Source organism: Sphingomonas sp. Mn802worker, assembly GCF_000382485.1.
In the GTDB taxonomy this organism is placed as follows: domain Bacteria; phylum Pseudomonadota; class Alphaproteobacteria; order Sphingomonadales; family Sphingomonadaceae; genus Sphingomonas.
In genome coordinates this window covers 68,611-85,109 of the sequence record NZ_AORY01000004.1, presented here as the reverse complement: position 1 = coordinate 85,109, position 16,499 = coordinate 68,611, and the positions used below count along the sequence as shown (strand labels likewise).

Below are 16,499 nucleotides of genomic sequence, written 5' to 3'. Positions count from 1 at the left end.
GCACCCGCGGTGCACGTCGTCTTTCGCGAGCAGCACGGGCTGGAGGAAGCCGACGCCCCGCGCGACCTCGCGCAGGATCCGGCCGAGCTGGTGGTGCTGTCCTTCTCCGACAGCGACCTGGGCGCGTTCGCGGCCGGGTGGCACGCGGCCGCGCCCGGTGCGCTGCCGACGCTTCGGCTCGCCAACCTCGCCGAACTGACGCATCCGCTTTCGGTCGACACCTATGTCGAGCGCACCTTGTCGGGTGCACGCGGCATCCTGATCCGGTTGATCGGCGGGCGATCATACTGGAGCTACGGCCTCGCGCAGGTCGAGGCGCTGGCGCGCGCGAAGGGCATCGCGCTCGCCGTCCTCGCCGCCGATGGACGCGAGGACGATCGGCTGCGCGCGGCCTCGACGCTGCCGGCCTCGACGCTCGATCGGCTCGCGGCACTCTGCGACAGCGGCGGCGCAGTGGCGGCGCAGGCGGCGCTCGCGCAACTGGCGCTCGCGGCCGGGCTCGGCGCGGCCCCGGTTCGGGGCGCGGCGGCTTTGGGGCAGGTCGGTACGTGGCTGCCGGCGAGCGCTCCGGCCTGCCCGGCCGCGGTGCTGTTTGCGCCGAATGCTCGGCCGCGCGTGCTGCTGACCTTTTACCGCTCCTACCTCGCCGCCGCCGATCTCGAGCCCGTCGCCGCGCTCCATGCCGCACTGTCGGCGCGCGGGTTCGACGTGGTGCCGCTGTTCGTGCCGTCGCTGAAGGACGGCGCCGCGCGTGGCTGGATGGCGCGCTGCGTGGCGGCGTTCGACCCCGTGGCGATCGTCAACGCGACCGCCTTCTCCGCGCGCGGGGGTGATGAGGACTCCTCGCCGCTCGACACCAGCGACGCGCCCGTGTTCCAGGTCGCGCTCGCCACCTCAGGACAGCGAGCGTGGGCGGAGGCGACGCGCGGCCTCTCGCCTGCCGACCTGGCGATGCACGTCGTCCTGCCCGAGGTCGACGGTCGCGTCTTCGCCGGGGTGGCGAGCTTCAAGGAGGAGGCGGTGCGCGATCCCGCGTTGCAGCACGCCCGCCGCGCGCACCGCGCCTCGGCCGAGCGGATCGAGGCGATCGCCGACCGCGCCGCCGCGTGGGTTCGGCTGCGTTACACGCCGGTGAGCGAGCGCCGCGTCGCACTGGTGCTGTCGACCTATCCCGGCAAGACGCACCAGATGGCGCACGCGGTCGGCCTCGATGCGCTCGCCTCCGCCGAGGTCATTCTCGCCGATCTGGGTGAACCGACCGGCGGATCGCTCGCAGATGCGCTGCATAGCGAGACGTTGCGCTGGCCGGCTGCTGCGTATCATGCCGCTCTTGCGCGCCTGCCGCAGCGCCTGCGCGATGACCTGTCCGCGGCATGGGGAGAGGTCGAGGCCGATCCGGCGGTTGAGGACGGAGCCTTCGCCTTCCCCGCCGTGCGCCGCGGCAACACGCTAGTGGCATTGCAGCCCGAGCGCGGGGAGCTACGCGACCGCGCAGGCGAGTATCACGATTTGTCGCGCGTGCCGCGGCACGGCTATGTCGCCTTCTACCTGTGGCTGCACGAGCAGGAAATCGACGCGCTGGTCCACGTCGGCGCGCACGGCACGCTCGAATGGCTACCGGGCAAGGCGGTCGCGTTGTCCGACGATTGCTGGCCCGAGGCGCTGACGGGCGCGCTGCCGGTCATCTACCCGTTCATCGTCAACGATCCGGGCGAGGCGGCGCAGGCGAAGCGGCGGCTGGGTGCGGTAACGCTCGGCCATTTGCCGCCGCCGCTGGTTGCAGGTGATGCCGGCGGCGCGAGCCTCGGGCGGCTGGAGACGCTTCTCGACGAATTCTCCAATGCCGACGGGCTCGACCCCGCCCGCCGCGACCGGTTGCAGCGCGATATCGCCGACGAGGCGGAAGCAATCGGCTTGTCGGCCGAACTGGGGTTGGCAGAGGCGGGCAGCGCGGCGGAGGCGATCACGCGGATCGACACCTTCGTGTGCGACGTAAAGGACACGCGCTTCGGCGACGGTCTCCACGTCTTCGGGCAAGGCGCGTGCGGCGCGGCGGAGCGTGAGGGGCTGCACGCTGCGCTGTCGGGACGGCGCGTGGCGCCCGGCCCCGCCGGCTCGCCCTATCGCGGGCGCACGGACGTGCTGCCGACCGGGCGCAACCTGTATGCGGTCGATCCGCGCGGCGTGCCCTCACGCTCGGCGCACGCGCAGGGCAAGCGATTGGCCGACGAGCTGGTCCGCCGCCACCTGCAGGATGAGGGCGATTATCCGCGCGCCTTGGTGGTCGACCTATGGGGGTCGGCGACGATGCGCACCGCGGGCGAGGAGTTCGCGATGGCGCTCCACCTGCTCGGCGCGCAGCCGGTGTGGGACGCAGGGTCGGACCGCGTGACCGGCGTCGAAATCCTGCCGCTCGCGATGCTAGACCGTCCGCGGGTCGACGTGACGTTGCGTGTCTCGGGCCTGTTCCGCGACACGTTCGCGCAATTGTGCGCGCTGTTCGGGCAGGCAGTACGCGCCCTCGCCGCGCGCGACGAGACGCCCCAGTGGAACCCTTTTGTCGGCCAGACCGGCGACGGGAAGGCAGCCGCGCGCGTCTACGGTCCGGCACCCGGCAGCTACGGCCTCGGCATTGGCGATGCCGCCGATACCTACACCGATGCCGCGCGCACTGCCGCTGGCGAGGCGTGGCTCACCGCGTCGTCGTACAGTTTCGACGCCGGCGATGTCGCCGATCCCGCCGGCATCGCCGCGCGCGTCGCCGCCGCCGACGCATTCGTCCACATACAGGACCTGCCCGAGACTGACTTGCTGCTCGCCACCGATTACGCCGGGCACGAGGCAGGCTTCGCCGCGGCGCAGGGTGTCGTCGGCGGGCAAGCGGCGCTCTACCACCTCGACGCGCGCGATCCCGATCGTCCGCGGGCGCGACCCTTGCGCGAGGAGGTGGCGCGCGTCGTGCGCGGGCGTGCGGCAGACCATAGGTGGATCGCCGGCATGATGCGACACGGCTACCGCGGTGCGGCGGAGATTGCGGCGACGCTGGACCATCTTGGCAGCTTCGCGCATCTGGCGAACGTGGTAACGCCCGAGCTGATCGACCTGTACCATGACGCCACGATCGGGCGCGATGAGGTGCGCGCGTTTCTTGCCGCGGCAAACCCCGCCGCGCTCGCCGCGATGGAGGCGCGCTTCGCGGCGCTTCACCGGTCGGGGCTGTGGCCGACCAGGCGCAATTCGATCCTGGCGACGCTGGGGTCGGCCGCATGAGCGTGCGTCGCGGCTGGTGCCCGACCGCGTGGCGGCCGATGGCGGCAGGCGACGGCCTGCTGCTGCGCGTCCGCCCGCCCCTGGGGCGCATCACCGCGGATCAGGCCCGGCTGATCGCCGATGTCGCCGCGCGCCACGGCAACGGCGCGATCGACCTGACCAACCGCGCCGCGCTGCAACTGCGCGGGCTGGGCGAGGCGGGATGGCGCGTTGCACTCGACATGCTCGTCGACGCCGGACTGGTCGACGCCGATCCGGTGCGTGACGCTCGTTCAATCATGGTCGCACCCGATTGGCGCGACGGCGACGACACGCTCCGCATCGCGACCGCGTTGTCGGTGCGGCTGGCCGAGTTGCCGCAATTGCCGGCAAAGTTCGGGATCGCGATCGATGCCGGTCCGGCGTGCGTGCTGGGCGATGCCTCCGCCGACCTGCGGGTCGAGCGTGCAGACACCGGCGCGCTGATGCTGCGCGCGGACGGACGTGCGGGCGGGATCGCCGTCCCGACCGGCGAAGAGGTCGACGCGATCCTTGCGCTGGCGAAATGGTTCGTCGCCACCGGCGGCACAGCAGCGGGGCGGATGGCGCGTCACGCCGCTCCCCTGCCCGTCTGGGCGACGGGTAACCTGCGCCCTCGCCGGTCGGAAGGCCCACTTGCCGACGATCCGCGCGCCTACCCCCTGCCCTTCGGCCGGATCGCTGCCGATGTGTTGAAGGCGCTGACCGACCAAAGCGGCGTAACCGCGCTGCGGCTGACACCATGGCGCGCGCTGCTGCTTGAAGGCGCGACCGCGCCGAGGTCAGACTGGAGCGATCTGCGCCACGTCGACGCCTGCATCGGCGCGCCTGCCTGCCCGCAGGGGAGCGTCGCGACGCGCCCGCTCGCCACCGCGCTCGCACCTTTGGTCATCGGAACGCTCCACGTATCGGGTTGCGACAAAGGCTGCGCGCGCCGCAACCGTGCCGATGTGGTGCTGACCGGTCGCGAGGGTCGGTTCGACCTGGCGATCGATGCGCGCGCCGGCGCGCCGCCGATTGTGCGCGGCCTCACCCACGAGCAGGTGCTCGCTCACTTCAAGGGTCTCACTCGTGCCGCATAGCTACGAAACCGACGGCGCCGCGATCTACCGGCAATCGTTCGCGATCATCCGTGCCGAGGCCGAGCTCCAGGGCTTCTCCGCCGAGGAGGAGCCGGTCGCGGTGCGGATGATCCACGCCGCCGGACTGGTGGAGCTCGCGCCTTTTATCCGCTTCTCGCCCGGTTTCGCCCAGGTCGCTCGCGCAGCCCTTGCGGCAGGCGCGCCGATCCTGTGCGACGCGCGAATGGTGAGCGAGGGGATCACGCGCGCGCGGCTGCCGGCCGACAATCGGGTGATCTGCCCCTTGCACGACGCGAGCGTCCCCGCGCTCGCCGCGCAGATGGCGACGACGCGCTCGGCCGCGGCGCTGGAGCTGTGGCGGCCGCATCTGGCCGGGGCCCTGGTCGCGATCGGCAATGCGCCGACTGCGCTGTTCCACCTGCTCGACATGCTGGAGGACCCCGCCTGCCCGCGCCCGGCCGCGATCATCGGCTGCCCGGTCGGCTTTGTCGGCGCGATGGAATCGAAGGCAGCGCTGTGGGCCGCGCAGCCGGTGCCGTGCGCGATCGTCGAGGGGCGGCTGGGCGGCAGCGCGATCACCGTTGCCGCGATCAACGCGCTGGCGAGCCGCGCCGAGTGAGCATCCACCCGTCCATTGGTACGATCCACGGCGTCGGTCTCGGCCCCGGTGCCGCCGACCTGATGAGCGTGCGCGCCGACCGGCTGGTGCGCGCGGCACGTCACGTCGCCTATTTCCGCAAGGCGGGGCGCGCTGGACGCGCGCGGCGGCTGGTCGAGGGGATGCTGCGTGCCGACGCGGTCGAGTTCGCGATGGACTATCCGGTCACGACCGAGATCCCGGTCGGCCCCGCCTATAACGACTGCCTGTCGCGCTTCTACGCCGCGTGCACCGAACATCTCGCGCGGCTGGCGCTGGCGGGCGAGGACGTGGTGGTGCTGTGCGAGGGCGACCCGTTCTTCTACGGTTCGTTCATGCACCTGCACGCGCGCTTGTTGGAGCAGGTGCCCGTGAGCGTCGTGCCCGGTATCACCGGCATGTCGGGTGCGTGGACCGCAAGCGGCGTGCCGATCACCTGGGGCGAGGACGTGCTGACGGTCGCGACCGCGACGCTGCCCGAGGAAGAGCTTACCCGCCGCGTTGCCGACACCGACGCACTGGTGGTGATGAAGATCGGGCGCCACCTGCCCAAGCTGCGCCGCGCGGTGCAGGCCGCAGGGCGCGGCGACGAGGCGTGGCTGGTCGAATATGCCGCCATGCCCGAGCAGCGCGTTCGCCAGCTGGCGGAGGTCGGCGACGACGACGCGGTGCCCTATTTCTCGATCCTGCTGATCCACGGCCAGGGACGCCGACCGTGAGCGCGGGCTGGCTCGTGATCGCGGGGCTGGGGCCGGGCGACGAGGCGCTGGTCACGCCGGAGGTCCGCGACGCGCTGGCGCAGGCGACCGACGTGATCGGTTACATCCCCTATGTCGCGCGCGTGGCGCCGCGCGACGGGCTGGTGCTGCACGCGTCGGACAACCGCGTCGAGCTCGACCGTGCGACGCTGGCGCTCGATCTGGCGGCACGCGGGCGGCGCGTCGTGGTGGTCTCGTCGGGCGATCCCGGCGTGTTCGCGATGGCGGCGGCGGTGTTCGAGGCGCTGGAGGCGGGCGAGGCTGCATGGCGCTTACTCGACATTCGCGTGCTGCCCGGCATCACCGCGATGCTGGCGGCGGCGGCGCGCGCCGGCGCACCGCTCGGCCACGATTTCTGCGCGATCAACCTGTCGGACAATCTGAAACCCTGGAGCGTGGTCGAGCGTCGCGTCGCGCTGGCAGCCGAAGCGGATTTCGCGATCGCCTTCTACAATCCGCGCTCACGCGCGCGACCAGACGGGCTCGACCGCGCCTTCGCAGTACTGCGCGCGGCGTGCGGCGACGCGCGCCCGGTGCTGTTCGCCCGCGCGGTCACGACGACCGACGAGACGCTGCGCATCGTGCCGCTGCCCGACGCACACGGCGAGATGGCCGACATGCGCACGATGGTGATCGTCGGATCGAGCCGCACCCGCGTGATCGAGCGTGTGGGCACGCCGATCCTCTACACGCCGCGCTGGATGCCTGAGGGAACGCCGTGAGCGATCCAGTCGAACACCGCCGCCACGTCATGCACCTCGATGCGCGGCGGCATCGCGGGTCGGTCGATCATCACCACGCCAAGGCCAAGCGCGCGAGCCGCTGCGATCTTCGCCGACGCGCCGCTGCCGCCGGCGTTCTTCGCGACGACGAGATCGATGCGGTGATCGAACATCAATCGTCGATCGCTATCTTCGTCGAACGGTCCGCGCTCGATCACGAGATCGTGGTGCGGCAACGGCGGCAGCGTGTCTGGCTCGTCGACGAAGCGCAGCAGGTAATGATGCTGCGGCTGCGCAGCGAAGGCGGCGACGTGCATCCGCCCGAGCGCGAGCATGACGCGTCGCGCCGGTCCTGCGAGTGCGGCCACCGCGCCCGTCACATCGGCGACGCGCGTCCAGCGGTCGCCCGCGACCGACGTCCAGGCGGGACGCGTCAGCGCGATCAGCGGCACGCCCGCATGGCCGGCGGCGGCGACCGCGTGCGCGCTCATCTGCGCGGCGAAGGGATGTGTCGCGTCGACCAGGTGCGTGACGCGCTCGTCCCGCAGATAGGTGGCGAGCCCCGCCACCCCGCCGAACCCGCCGACGCGTACCGGCGACGCCTGCGCCGCCGGGGCTGCGGTACGCCCGGCATAGCTCAGCATCGCGTCCACCCCTCTGAGCGCACACGCACCGGCGAATGCGCTCGCCTCGGTCGTGCCGCCCAGGATCAGGAGCTTGGTCATGGATGAGCGCGGGCCTTGGCTGACGATTGTCGGGATCGGCGAGGATGGACCGGACGGGCTGTCGGCGGCAAGCCGTGCCGCACTTGCGCAGGCCGAACTGGTGTTCGGTGCGGCCCGACACCTGTCGTTGCTGCCTGACCTGACGTCGGAGACGCGCACTTGGCCAGTACCGTTTGAGGCCGGCATCGCCGACCTGCTCAAGCAGCGCGGGCGCCGCGTGGTGATGCTCGCTTCGGGCGACCCGTTCTGGTTCGGCGCGGGCGCGACGCTGTCGCGTCACCTGTCACGCGCCGAGTGGGTCGCTTATCCCGCGCCTTCCACCTTCGCGCTCGCGGCAGCGCGGCTCGGCTGGCGCGTGGAGGAAACGATCTGCCTCGGCCTCCACGCCGCGCCGGTGACGCGGCTGCGCCCACACCTCGCACCCGGTGCGCGTATCGTCGCGCTGGTGCGCGATGGCGCGGGCGCGCGTGCGCTGATCGACTATATCGCGCAGCAGGGTTTCGGCGCATCGGCGGTGACGATGCTCGAGTCGCTGGGCGGTCCGCGCGAGCGCGTGCGTACGACAGCGGCAGAGGCCGCACCCTTTACCGACATCGCGCATCCCATCGCGGTCGCGATCGAGGTGGCGGGTAGCGGCGACACGCTGCCGCTCGCCGCCGGACTCCCCGACGCATGGTTCGACCATGACGGACAGATCACCAAGCGCCCGGCGCGCGCGCTCACCTTGTCCGCGCTCGCCCCACGCGCCGGCGAGTTGTTGTGGGACATCGGCACAGGCTCCGGCTCGATCGCGATCGAATGGCTGCTCGCGCATCCGTCGACCCGCGCAATCGCGTTCGAGCGCGACCCGGTCCGCGCCGCACGTGCGCGTACCAACGCGGCCGCACTCGGCGTCGACCATCTGGCTGTCGTAGAGGGCGCCGTACCCGCGGTCCTCATCGACCAGCCCACGCCAACGGCGGTGTTCGTCGGCGGAGGATTGTCGAGCGCGCTGCTCGACTGGCTCGCCGCGCATCTGTCCGCGGGCACGCGCGTCGTCGTCAACGCGGTGACGCTCGAGTCCGAGGCACTGCTCAGCCAGTGGCACGCGCGGCGTGGCGGATCGCTGCTACGCATAGAGCTCGCCGAGGCCGCGCCGATCGGCGCGCGCCGCGGGTGGCGTAGCGCCTATCCGCTGGTGCAGTGGAGCGTGACATGGTGATCGTCGCCGGGTTCGGCTGCCGCGCCGGCGCATCAACCGATGCCTTCGCCGCGGCGCTGGCGGCGACCGGCACGTCCCGCGTCGATCGCTTCGCCGTGCCCGAAGATCGCGCCACGCTGCTCAAACCATTTGCGCACGAACACGGCGTTCCACTCGTGGTCATCTCACCCGATAAGCTGAGCGGTATCGCCACGCCGACCCGTTCCCTCACCAGCCTCGCCGCGCGCGGCACCGGCAGCGTCGCGGAGGCCGCCGCGCTGGTCGCCGCCGGCGCGGGCGCGCGCGTCACCGTCACGCGCCGCATCTCGCCCGATCGCAGCGTCACCTGCGCGATCGCCGTTTCAGGAACCCTCGCATGACCGTCCACTTCATCGGCGCAGGTCCCGGCGCCGCCGACCTGATCACCTTACGCGCACGCGATCTGATCGCCGCCGCGCCGGTGTGTCTCTACGCCGGCTCGCTCGTCCCCGCCGCGCTGCTCGACCATTGCCCGCCGGGCGCGCGGATCATCAACACCGCTCCCATGTCGCTCGACGAGATCGTCGATGAGATCGCGCGCGCGCACACGGTCGGCCATGACGTCGCGCGACTCCACTCGGGCGACCTGTCGATCTGGTCGGCGATGGGCGAGCAGTTGCGCCGCCTGCGCGCGCTCGGCATCCCGTTCGACGTGACGCCCGGCGTTCCCGCCTTCGCCGCCGCCGCCGCCGCGCTGGAGGCCGAGCTGACGCTGCCGGGCATTGCGCAGTCGCTCGTCCTGACGCGCACGCCCGGCCGTGCCAGTGCGATGCCCGCGGCCGAGACAATGAAGGCATTCGCCGCCACCGGCGCGACGCTCGCGATCCATCTGTCGATCCACCGCCTGCCCGAGATCGTCGCCGCGCTGACGCCGAGCCACGGCGCTAATTGCCCGGTCGCGATCGTGTGGCGTGCGAGCTGGCCCGACCAGCGCATCGTGCGCGGCACGCTGGCGACGATCGAGGCGGTCGCTGCGGGCGGGCCGGAACGCACTGCGCTGATCCTGGTCGGACGCGTGCTGGGCGCGCAGGACTTCGCCGAGAGCAGCCTCTACGCCCCAGACTACGACCGCCGCTTCCGCCCGCGATCCGTCGCCTCGCGCTTTGCCGGAGAGAGCAAATGACCGCCGGGCTGATGATCGCCGCACCTGCGTCTGGCACCGGCAAGACCACCGTCATGCTCGGGCTGCTGCGCGCGCTGGCCGACCGCGGCGTCGCGGTGCAGCCGTTCAAGTGCGGCCCCGATTACATCGACCCCGCCTTCCACCGCGCGGCGAGCGGGCGCGCGTCGTTCAACCTCGACAGCTGGTCGATGCGGCCGGCACTGCTAGACGCGCTCGCCGCGCACGGCGACGACGCCGACCTGATCCTCGCCGAGGGATCGATGGGGCTGTTCGACGGTGTGGCGAAGCCGGGTGCGGCCGGCAACGGCGCCAGCGCCGACATCGCGCGGCGGCGCGGCTGGCCGGTCGTGCTCGTCATCGACGTGTCGGGGCAGGCGCAGTCGGCCGCAGCCACCGCACTCGGCTTCGCGCGCTACGATCCGGACGTGCGCGTCGCGGGCGTGATCCTTAACCGGGTCGCCAGCCCGCGCCACGACCGGCTGGCGCGCGCCGGCATGGCGGCAGTCGGCCTGCCCGTGTTCGGCAGCCTGCCGAGACGCGGCGACCTGAAATTGCCCGAGCGCCACCTGGGGCTGGTGCAGGCGGTCGAGCACCCCGACCTGGACGCCGCAGTCGCCGCCTATGCCGCCTTCCTCGCCGAGCATGTCGACCTCGATGCCCTGCGCGCCGCCGCCGCCGCCCATCCGCTCGCCCTGGCTCGGACCGAGCCTGTCACGCCGCCCGCGCAACGGATCGCGCTGGCGCGCGATGCCGCCTTCTCGTTCACCTACCCGCACCTGCTGGACGCGTGGCAGGGGGCGGGCGCGGAAATCATCCCTTTCTCCCCACTTGCTGACGAGGCACCCGATCCGTCCGCCGATCTCGTCTGGCTGCCCGGCGGCTATCCCGAGCTCCATGCCGGCCGCCTCGCCGCTGCCGAGCGGTTCCGCGCAGGACTCGTCGCACACGCCGCGACCCGCCCGATCCACGGCGAGTGCGGCGGCTATATGGCGCTCGGCGAGGCGTTGATCGACGCTGATGGGGTCAGGCACCGCATGGCAGGGCTGCTCGGGCTCGTCACCAGCTACGCGCAACGCCGGATGCACTTGGGCTATCGCCGCGCCGTATTGGAAGCGCCGATCGGTGCGATCGCGGCCGGCAGCGCGCTGGCGGGGCACGAATTTCATTATTCCACCATCCTCGAACAGCCCGACGCGGCACTGGCGCGGGTCAGCGACGCCGACGACAACGGGGTCGCCGACACCGGATCGTACCGCGGGCGCGTGTCGGGCACGTTCTTCCACCTGATCGCAGGCAACGCAGCGTGACGCGGGTCAGCTTCGTCGGCGCGGGGCCGGGTGACCCTGAGCTGCTGACGCTTAAGGCGGTCGACCGGCTGGCGCGTGCCGATGTGGTGCTGTTCGACGACCTGTCCGCCGGCCCAGTGCTGCGCCACGTCCGCGCAGGCGCCGATCTGGTCGCGGTCGGCAAACGCGCCGGACGCCCCTCACCCAGCCAACGCCACGTTTCCGCGCTGCTGGTCGAGCATGCGCTGAGCGGCGCGCGCGTGGTGCGGTTGAAGGCGGGCGACCCCGGCATCTTCGGCCGACTGGAGGAGGAGATCACCGCGCTGCGCGCCGCCGGCGTGGCTTTCGAGATCGTGCCCGGCATCAGCGCCGCGCAAGCCGCTGCTGCCGCCGCCGCGATCCCCTTGACCCGCCGGGCCGAGGCGCGCCGGGTGCAGTTCGTCACCGGCCACGATGCGACCGGCGGACTGCCCGAGCAGCGCAACATGGCGGCGCTCGCCGACCCGGACGCGACCACGGTCGTGTTCATGCCCAAGCGCACGTTTCCGGCGCTCGCCGACGATCTCGCCGCGCATGGCCTGCCCGGCGACACGCCCGCGCTGCTCGCCGAGGCGGTCGGCCATCTCGAGCAGCGGCTGACGCGCACCACGATCGCGGCGCTCGCCCGGCAACTGCGAACGGGCGTGTCGGATGCGACCGCGCTGATCCTCTATGGCCCGCTGGCGGCCGAGGCATGATCGACCTCCACCTGATTGGGATCGGTACCGGGAGCCCCGACCACCTGACCCGCGCGGGCGAGGCTGCGATGCGCGCGGCCGACGTGATCCTGCTGCCGCGCAAGCGTGCGGATACCGCCGATCTGCTCGACGTGCGGCTGGCGCTGTGCGACGCGGTAGTGGGAGAGCGGGGGCGGGTCGCGATCTTCGACCTGCCCGCGCGCGATGCCGCCGCACCGTATCTGGCGACGATCGGGACATGGCACGATGCGATCGCGGATGCCTGGGCCAAGGCGATCGCGCGGCACCTGCCCGGCGGCGGGCGGCTCGCGCTGCTCGTCTGGGGAGATCCGTCGCTGTACGATTCGACGCTGCGCATCACCGACCGGCTGCGCGCACGCGGGATGGTGCTGAACGTGACGGTCACACCCGGGATCACCAGCCTGCAGGCGCTGACCGCAGCGCATGCGATCCCGCTCAATACGCTGGGCGCGCCGGTGACGATCACCACCGGTCGGCGCTTGGCGGACGACGGCTGGCCCGCAGGCGTCGACACGCTGGCAGTGATGCTCGACGGTCAGTGCGCCTTCGACACGGTCGATCCGGCGGGGGTGACGATGTGGTGGGGCGCGTATCTCGGTATGTCGCAGCAGGCGCTCGCGGCGGGTCCGCTGAGCGAGATTGCCGCCGATGTTCGCACGCGCCGAGCGGCGCTGCGGACCGAGCACGGCTGGATCATGGACATCTATCTGTTGCGTCGCGCATGACGGCGACTCCGCCGCTGTTCGATGCCGCATTCCGCGAGCGGTTCGACGCGCTGCTGCGCTGGCGGCGCGACGTGCGCCATTTCCGGCATGAGGAGCTTCCCGCGGGCGAGCTCGACGCGATCCTCGACACGGCGCGGCTGGCGCCATCGGTTGGCAACAGCCAGCCGTGGCGTTTCGTGCGGTGCTGCTCGGACGATCTGCGCGAGCGATTGGCGAGCCACGTCGACCAGCAAAGCGCCGCTGCCGCAACAGCGATCACCGATCCCGAGCGCGCCGCCTCCTATGCGCGACTGAAGCTGCATGGCCTTCGCGAGGCACCCGAGATCGTCGCGGTGTTCAGCGACGACGATCCCGCCGCCGGACACCGCCTGGGGCGCGCGACGATGCGCGAAACGCTGCGCTACTCGACCGTGCTCGCGATCGACCACCTGTGGCTCGCCGCACGCGTGCGCGGCGTGGCGCTCGGCTGGGTGTCGATCCTCGATCCCGCCTTCGTCACCGCGCTGCTCGACGCGCCGCCGGGCTGGTCACTCGTCGCATTGCTATGCCTTGGCTATCCCGAGCATGAAACCGACACGCCGGAGCTGGAGCGTCGCGGATGGCAGGCACGTCATCCCCTGACTATCCTGATGCGCTAGCCCTCGCGCGGCGGAACGAGCGCCTGCAACCGCCAGCGGCCGTGTCGCGACAGGATGACACGGGTGAGCGGCGCGACGTCGATCGCCAGCACGCTTGAATCGGGCACCGCCAGCGCATGCGCCAGCCCGGCGCGGATCACCGCCGCGTGCGTCATCACCAGCACGCGTCCCGCGTCCAGCGCATCGAGCCACGCCCCGACACGCGCGCGCACCGTCGCCATCGACTCGCCGCCCGGCGCTCCCTGCTCGGGCGCGGCAAGCCAGCGCGCGAATGCAGCCTCCCCGATCTCATCCATACCGCGCCCGGCCCAATCACCCGCGTCCGCGTCGCGGAGCGCCGGCTCCCGCGCCGCCTTGATGCCCAGCAGCGCGGCCGTCCCGATCGCGGAAGCGGCCGGGCTGACGAAGCAGCGATCGAAGCCCGACCAGTCACGCGCCGCCGCACGCACCTTCGCGCGTCCGCCGTCATCGAGCGGTTCGGCCGGATCGGGAAAGCGCCCCTCGCGCAAGCCGCGCGTCGCCCCGGCGCACAGCAGGGTCAGGCGGGTGGCGGCGGCGCTGGTCACGCAGAACGCTCTGGCCGGTTGACGCGCCAACGTCCAGCCGCCACACCGGCGGGATCGAAGCCGGGCGGGAAGCCGGTGCGAAAACCGGCGCGGTCGCGCCACTGTGATCGGCGGGCTTGCCCGACCGGAAGCCAGACCCCGCCCGACACCATCACCCATGCCGGGCGCGTTCACCCGGACAGGAGCGACACGATGACGACCCGCACCGCCACCCGTCCCAGCCCCTTCGCCGCTGCTGCTCCCGCCGCACGGCCGATTCCGCTCGCCGACATCGCGCCCTGGGCAGTGTTCGCCTTCGTCGTCGCACTGATCCTGTTGTACTTCGTCAGCACCGAACAGGGCGCCTTCGCGCTCTTCAACGGCATGTACGTCCACGAATACGTCCACGACGGGCGTCACCTGCTCGGCTTTCCCTGCCACTGATCCGGCGGACGCCGTCATGACCAGGTCATTGCTCTGGCGAGGGTTGCTCGCCGGGCTCGTCGGCGCGTTGATCGCCGCCACCTTCGCCTTGCTGTTTGCCGAGCCGCAGATCGATGCCGCGATCGCACTCGAGGCGCGCCACGTCATGCCCGGCATGGCGGCGGAGCCCGAGCTCGTATCGCGCGCGACGCAGAAGACGTGGGGGCTGTTCACCGCGATGGGCCTGTACGGCACGGCACTGGGCGGGCTGTTCGCGATCCTGTTCGCCGCGCTCCATGGTCGCGTGTCGCGGTTGGGTGCGCGCGAGCTATCGCTATTGCTGGCACTCGCCGCTTTCGTCGTCGTCGTGGTGGTGCCCGCGATCAAATATCCGCCGACCCCGCCCGCGGTTGGACTGCACGAGACGGTGCGCATCCGCACTGCGGCTTATTTCGCGATGCTGGCACTATCGGTGCTGGCGGCGATCGCCGCAGGATGGACGGTCCGGCGCACGCACAGGCTCACTAGCGTCGACCGCCTGCTTGCCGCATCCGGCGTGTTCGTCGCTGTTGTCGCGATCGGACAGCTGCTGCTGCCGGTGATCGACGAAGTACCGGCCGACTTCCCCGCCAGCTTGTTGTGGCAGTTCCGCCTCGCGTCGATCGGCACGCAAGGCGTGTTCTGGCTCGCCACCGCCGACCTGTTCGGCCGCGCGGCGGAGCGTGAGCTGGCACGCCCCGCCTGAACCGATCAGCTGCGACGGATCAGCGCGCGCGACAGGCGGCGATCCTCCAGCGAGTAGTATAGCCAGATCGCGCCACGATCGACCACGACCGAGGCGGCAAAGGCGATGTCGGTCGCAGTGCGATCGTCGACCGGCGGCGGGGTGAGCAGCGGCTCGATCCCGCGTGCGACGACGCGGGTCAGATCGGCATCGAACGCGATCCAGCCGATCCGCCAGCGCGCGTCGCGCGTCGCGCCATTGTAGAACATCACCGGCATGTCGGGATCGTCGATCAGCAGCGGGCCGGTCGACAGATGCCAGTCGTCCCAACTGTTCTCACGCGGCATGAACGGTGTCGGCTGCTCCTCCCACGGCCCCGCCGCGGCCGGACCGACCGCTAGGCCGACGCGCGAGGCTTCGTCCGCGGCATATTCGTAGAACAACCGCCAGCGCCCGTCCTTTGTGCGGTTAACCGTCGCTTCCTTGGTATTCCCCTCCGACTTGGACGAGGCGAGCGCGACGCCGCTCTTGGTCAGCCGGTCGAGCGACAGACCGCTGGCGTAGGACAGTTCGCCGTGCGCGTGGTCGGCGAGCACGCCCGAGTAATAGACCAGATAGCCGTCATCGGTGCGCACCACCGTCGGGTCCTCGACCCCGCCCGCGTCGTGCGCGTCCGGACCGGGCACGATCGACGGCGCGGGCAGCATCGTGAAACGGACGCCGTCGTCGCTCCACCCGCTCCAGATCTGTCCCGTGTCGGTCATCACCTCGCCCGGGCGGCAGACCGCGCGCACCATGATGCCGAAGCGACCATCCGGCTCCTGCCAGACATACGGGCTCATCAGGTCTCGCGCCATCAGCGCGGGCGGCCCGTCGACCTGCACGACCTCGATCCGCTTTACGTTGAAGTCGAGCGCGATCTCGGCGGGGGCGACCGCGTCCTTGCGGTGCGGATCGGCAACGGACGCGTCGCTCATGCGCCGAGCGCCTGCATCAGCGACAGACCGCCGTCGATGACGATCCGCGCGCCGGTGATGTAGCGGGCCTTGTCCGAGGCGAGAAACACCGCGAGGTCTGCGACCTCCGCCGGATCGCCGGCGCGACCCATCGGGATGTTCTGCTCCAGCGTGCGGCGGTAGACCGGATCGGCCTGCGCCCGCGCGTTCATCGGCGTCAGGATCATGCCCGGCTCGATCGCGTTAACGCGGATACCACGCGGCGCTTCCTCGATCGCCAGCGTCTCGACCAGGTTTGAGAGGCCGCCCTTCGCCGCGCAATAATCCGCACCGCCCGCGCGCACGGCATACGCGTGAATCGACGAAATGTGGATGATCGACGCATCCGCCTTCGCCTCACCGCGTCCCGACAGGAAGCGGCGCGAGACGATGAACGCGCCGGTCAGGTCGGTGCCCAACAACCGCTGCCACTGTGCCAGCGTCATCGCGCGCACGGTGACGCCGGTCATGTTCAGCCCGGCCGAGTTGACCAGCACGTCGGCCGCACCCCATTTCGCCTCAACCGCAGCGAAGGCGGCTTCGACCGATTGCTCGTTCGCGACATCGGCCTGCACGGCGATCGCTTCGCCGCCCCGCGCGGTGACCGCCGCCACTGTCTTCTCCGCCGCCGCGGCATCCGAGAAATAGATCACGCAGACACGCTCACCGGCCGCGCCGAACGCCTCGGCACAGGCTGCACCGATGCCCGATTCCGCCCCTGTCACGACAATCGTCCGCGCCGTCATACTTTCCTCCACCGATGTTATGCGCTTAACTCACGGCAACCCCGATCGGCTGCACGCGCGCGCACGACGGTGGCGCAACCATCGCGGCTGCCCTATCCACCAGGC

At 71.4% G+C, this 16,499-nt stretch carries 18 protein-coding genes; 14 read left to right on the top strand and 4 right to left on the bottom strand.

What is annotated here, in order from left to right:
* Positions 1-9 precede the first annotated feature (9 nt).
* From cobN to cobJ, 5 genes are read left to right on the top strand one after another with little or no spacing between them, the layout of a single operon-like run.
* On the top strand, positions 10-3,270 hold the full coding sequence (gene cobN / locus SMN802W_RS0103885) for a cobaltochelatase subunit CobN (RefSeq protein ID WP_019515579.1): 3,261 nt from the start codon (positions 10-12) through the stop codon (positions 3,268-3,270).
* On the top strand, positions 3,267-4,370 hold the full coding sequence (locus tag SMN802W_RS0103880; protein ID WP_051083493.1) for a cobalamin biosynthesis protein CobG: 1,104 nt from the start codon (positions 3,267-3,269) through the stop codon (positions 4,368-4,370). The genes cobN and SMN802W_RS0103880 overlap by 4 nt, the downstream gene beginning before the upstream one ends.
* Positions 4,360-4,989, top strand: a complete 630-nt coding sequence (locus tag SMN802W_RS0103875) for a precorrin-8X methylmutase (RefSeq protein ID WP_019515577.1) — start codon at positions 4,360-4,362, stop codon at positions 4,987-4,989. Before SMN802W_RS0103880 ends, SMN802W_RS0103875 begins: the two co-directional genes overlap by 11 nt.
* Positions 4,986-5,726 carry a precorrin-2 C(20)-methyltransferase gene (cobI, locus tag SMN802W_RS0103870; RefSeq protein ID WP_019515576.1) on the top strand — a complete coding sequence of 247 codons (741 nt, stop codon included), beginning with the start codon at positions 4,986-4,988 and terminating at the stop codon, positions 5,724-5,726. Before SMN802W_RS0103875 ends, cobI begins: the two co-directional genes overlap by 4 nt.
* A complete protein-coding gene (cobJ, locus tag SMN802W_RS0103865; protein WP_019515575.1) occupies positions 5,723-6,487 on the top strand; it encodes a precorrin-3B C(17)-methyltransferase in 765 nt (254 codons plus the stop codon). Before cobI ends, cobJ begins: the two co-directional genes overlap by 4 nt.
* On the opposite strand, the gene SMN802W_RS0103860 is transcribed toward cobJ, so the two are convergent.
* Positions 6,451-7,212, bottom strand: coding sequence for a cobalt-precorrin-6A reductase (locus SMN802W_RS0103860; protein WP_019515574.1), 762 nt, complete (start codon positions 7,210-7,212; stop codon positions 6,451-6,453). The genes cobJ and SMN802W_RS0103860 overlap by 37 nt on opposite strands.
* Between SMN802W_RS0103860 and cbiE the strand changes: the two genes are divergently transcribed.
* From cbiE to bluB, 7 genes are read left to right on the top strand one after another with little or no spacing between them, the layout of a single operon-like run.
* A complete protein-coding gene (cbiE, locus tag SMN802W_RS0103855) occupies positions 7,211-8,413 on the top strand; it encodes a precorrin-6y C5,15-methyltransferase (decarboxylating) subunit CbiE (protein ID WP_019515573.1) in 1,203 nt (400 codons plus the stop codon). The genes SMN802W_RS0103860 and cbiE overlap by 2 nt on opposite strands.
* Positions 8,407-8,772 carry a cobalamin biosynthesis protein gene (locus SMN802W_RS0103850; RefSeq protein WP_019515572.1) on the top strand — a complete coding sequence of 122 codons (366 nt, stop codon included), beginning with the start codon at positions 8,407-8,409 and terminating at the stop codon, positions 8,770-8,772. The genes cbiE and SMN802W_RS0103850 overlap by 7 nt, the downstream gene beginning before the upstream one ends.
* A complete protein-coding gene (gene cobM, locus SMN802W_RS0103845; protein WP_019515571.1) occupies positions 8,769-9,554 on the top strand; it encodes a precorrin-4 C(11)-methyltransferase in 786 nt (261 codons plus the stop codon). Before SMN802W_RS0103850 ends, cobM begins: the two co-directional genes overlap by 4 nt.
* The gene (locus tag SMN802W_RS0103840) at positions 9,551-10,861 is read left to right on the top strand and encodes a cobyrinate a,c-diamide synthase (RefSeq protein WP_019515570.1); all 1,311 of its coding nucleotides are present in this window, start codon (positions 9,551-9,553) and stop codon (positions 10,859-10,861) included. The genes cobM and SMN802W_RS0103840 overlap by 4 nt, the downstream gene beginning before the upstream one ends.
* Complete coding sequence (gene cobA / locus SMN802W_RS0103835) at positions 10,858-11,577, top strand: uroporphyrinogen-III C-methyltransferase (RefSeq protein ID WP_019515569.1); 720 nt, start codon at positions 10,858-10,860, stop codon at positions 11,575-11,577. Before SMN802W_RS0103840 ends, cobA begins: the two co-directional genes overlap by 4 nt.
* On the top strand, positions 11,574-12,323 hold the full coding sequence (cobF, locus tag SMN802W_RS0103830) for a precorrin-6A synthase (deacetylating) (protein ID WP_019515568.1): 750 nt from the start codon (positions 11,574-11,576) through the stop codon (positions 12,321-12,323). Before cobA ends, cobF begins: the two co-directional genes overlap by 4 nt.
* A complete protein-coding gene (gene bluB, locus SMN802W_RS0103825) occupies positions 12,320-12,961 on the top strand; it encodes a 5,6-dimethylbenzimidazole synthase (protein WP_019515567.1) in 642 nt (213 codons plus the stop codon). The genes cobF and bluB overlap by 4 nt, the downstream gene beginning before the upstream one ends.
* On the opposite strand, the gene SMN802W_RS0103820 is transcribed toward bluB, so the two are convergent.
* Complete coding sequence (locus SMN802W_RS0103820) at positions 12,958-13,527, bottom strand: histidine phosphatase family protein (RefSeq protein ID WP_019515566.1); 570 nt, start codon at positions 13,525-13,527, stop codon at positions 12,958-12,960. The two genes, bluB and SMN802W_RS0103820, sit on opposite strands and share 4 nt — an antisense overlap.
* 192 nt (positions 13,528-13,719) lie before the next feature.
* Here SMN802W_RS0103820 and SMN802W_RS0103815 point away from each other — a divergent pair, with 192 nt between their 5' ends.
* Positions 13,720-13,950: a CbtB domain-containing protein gene (locus SMN802W_RS0103815; RefSeq protein WP_019515565.1), complete on the top strand. Its 231-nt coding sequence runs from the start codon at positions 13,720-13,722 to the stop codon at positions 13,948-13,950.
* A 16-nt stretch (positions 13,951-13,966) separates the two neighbouring features.
* Positions 13,967-14,674: a CbtA family protein gene (locus SMN802W_RS16350; RefSeq protein ID WP_037523138.1), complete on the top strand. Its 708-nt coding sequence runs from the start codon at positions 13,967-13,969 to the stop codon at positions 14,672-14,674.
* 5 nt (positions 14,675-14,679) lie between these two features.
* Here SMN802W_RS16350 and SMN802W_RS0103805 read toward each other — a convergent pair whose 3' ends face one another.
* Entirely contained in the window at positions 14,680-15,630 is a 951-nt protein-coding gene (locus SMN802W_RS0103805) for a hypothetical protein (protein WP_019515563.1), read from the bottom strand.
* Positions 15,627-16,394: an SDR family oxidoreductase gene (locus tag SMN802W_RS0103800; RefSeq protein WP_019515562.1), complete on the bottom strand. Its 768-nt coding sequence runs from the start codon at positions 16,392-16,394 to the stop codon at positions 15,627-15,629. Before SMN802W_RS0103800 ends, SMN802W_RS0103805 begins: the two co-directional genes overlap by 4 nt.
* Positions 16,395-16,499 lie beyond the last annotated feature (105 nt).

Bases quoted from the DNA above. Each gene is read 5' to 3' on its own strand.
- SMN802W_RS0103880 (WP_051083493.1), top strand. From the start codon at position 3,267: ATGAGCGTGCGTCGCGGCTGGTGCCCGACCGCGTGGCGGCCGATGGCG.
- bluB (WP_019515567.1), top strand. From the start codon at position 12,320: ATGACGGCGACTCCGCCGCTGTTCGATGCCGCATTCCGCGAGCGGTTC.
- cobM (WP_019515571.1), top strand. From the start codon at position 8,769: ATGACCGTCCACTTCATCGGCGCAGGTCCCGGCGCCGCCGACCTGATC.
- cbiE (WP_019515573.1), top strand. From the start codon at position 7,211: ATGGATGAGCGCGGGCCTTGGCTGACGATTGTCGGGATCGGCGAGGAT.
- SMN802W_RS0103815 (WP_019515565.1), top strand. From the start codon at position 13,720: ATGACGACCCGCACCGCCACCCGTCCCAGCCCCTTCGCCGCTGCTGCT.
- SMN802W_RS0103840 (WP_019515570.1), top strand. From the start codon at position 9,551: ATGACCGCCGGGCTGATGATCGCCGCACCTGCGTCTGGCACCGGCAAG.
- SMN802W_RS16350 (WP_037523138.1), top strand. From the start codon at position 13,967: ATGACCAGGTCATTGCTCTGGCGAGGGTTGCTCGCCGGGCTCGTCGGC.
- cobF (WP_019515568.1), top strand. From the start codon at position 11,574: ATGATCGACCTCCACCTGATTGGGATCGGTACCGGGAGCCCCGACCAC.
- SMN802W_RS0103805 (WP_019515563.1), bottom strand. From the start codon at position 15,630: ATGAGCGACGCGTCCGTTGCCGATCCGCACCGCAAGGACGCGGTCGCC.
- SMN802W_RS0103800 (WP_019515562.1), bottom strand. From the start codon at position 16,394: ATGACGGCGCGGACGATTGTCGTGACAGGGGCGGAATCGGGCATCGGT.
- SMN802W_RS0103850 (WP_019515572.1), top strand. From the start codon at position 8,407: ATGGTGATCGTCGCCGGGTTCGGCTGCCGCGCCGGCGCATCAACCGAT.
- SMN802W_RS0103860 (WP_019515574.1), bottom strand. From the start codon at position 7,212: ATGACCAAGCTCCTGATCCTGGGCGGCACGACCGAGGCGAGCGCATTC.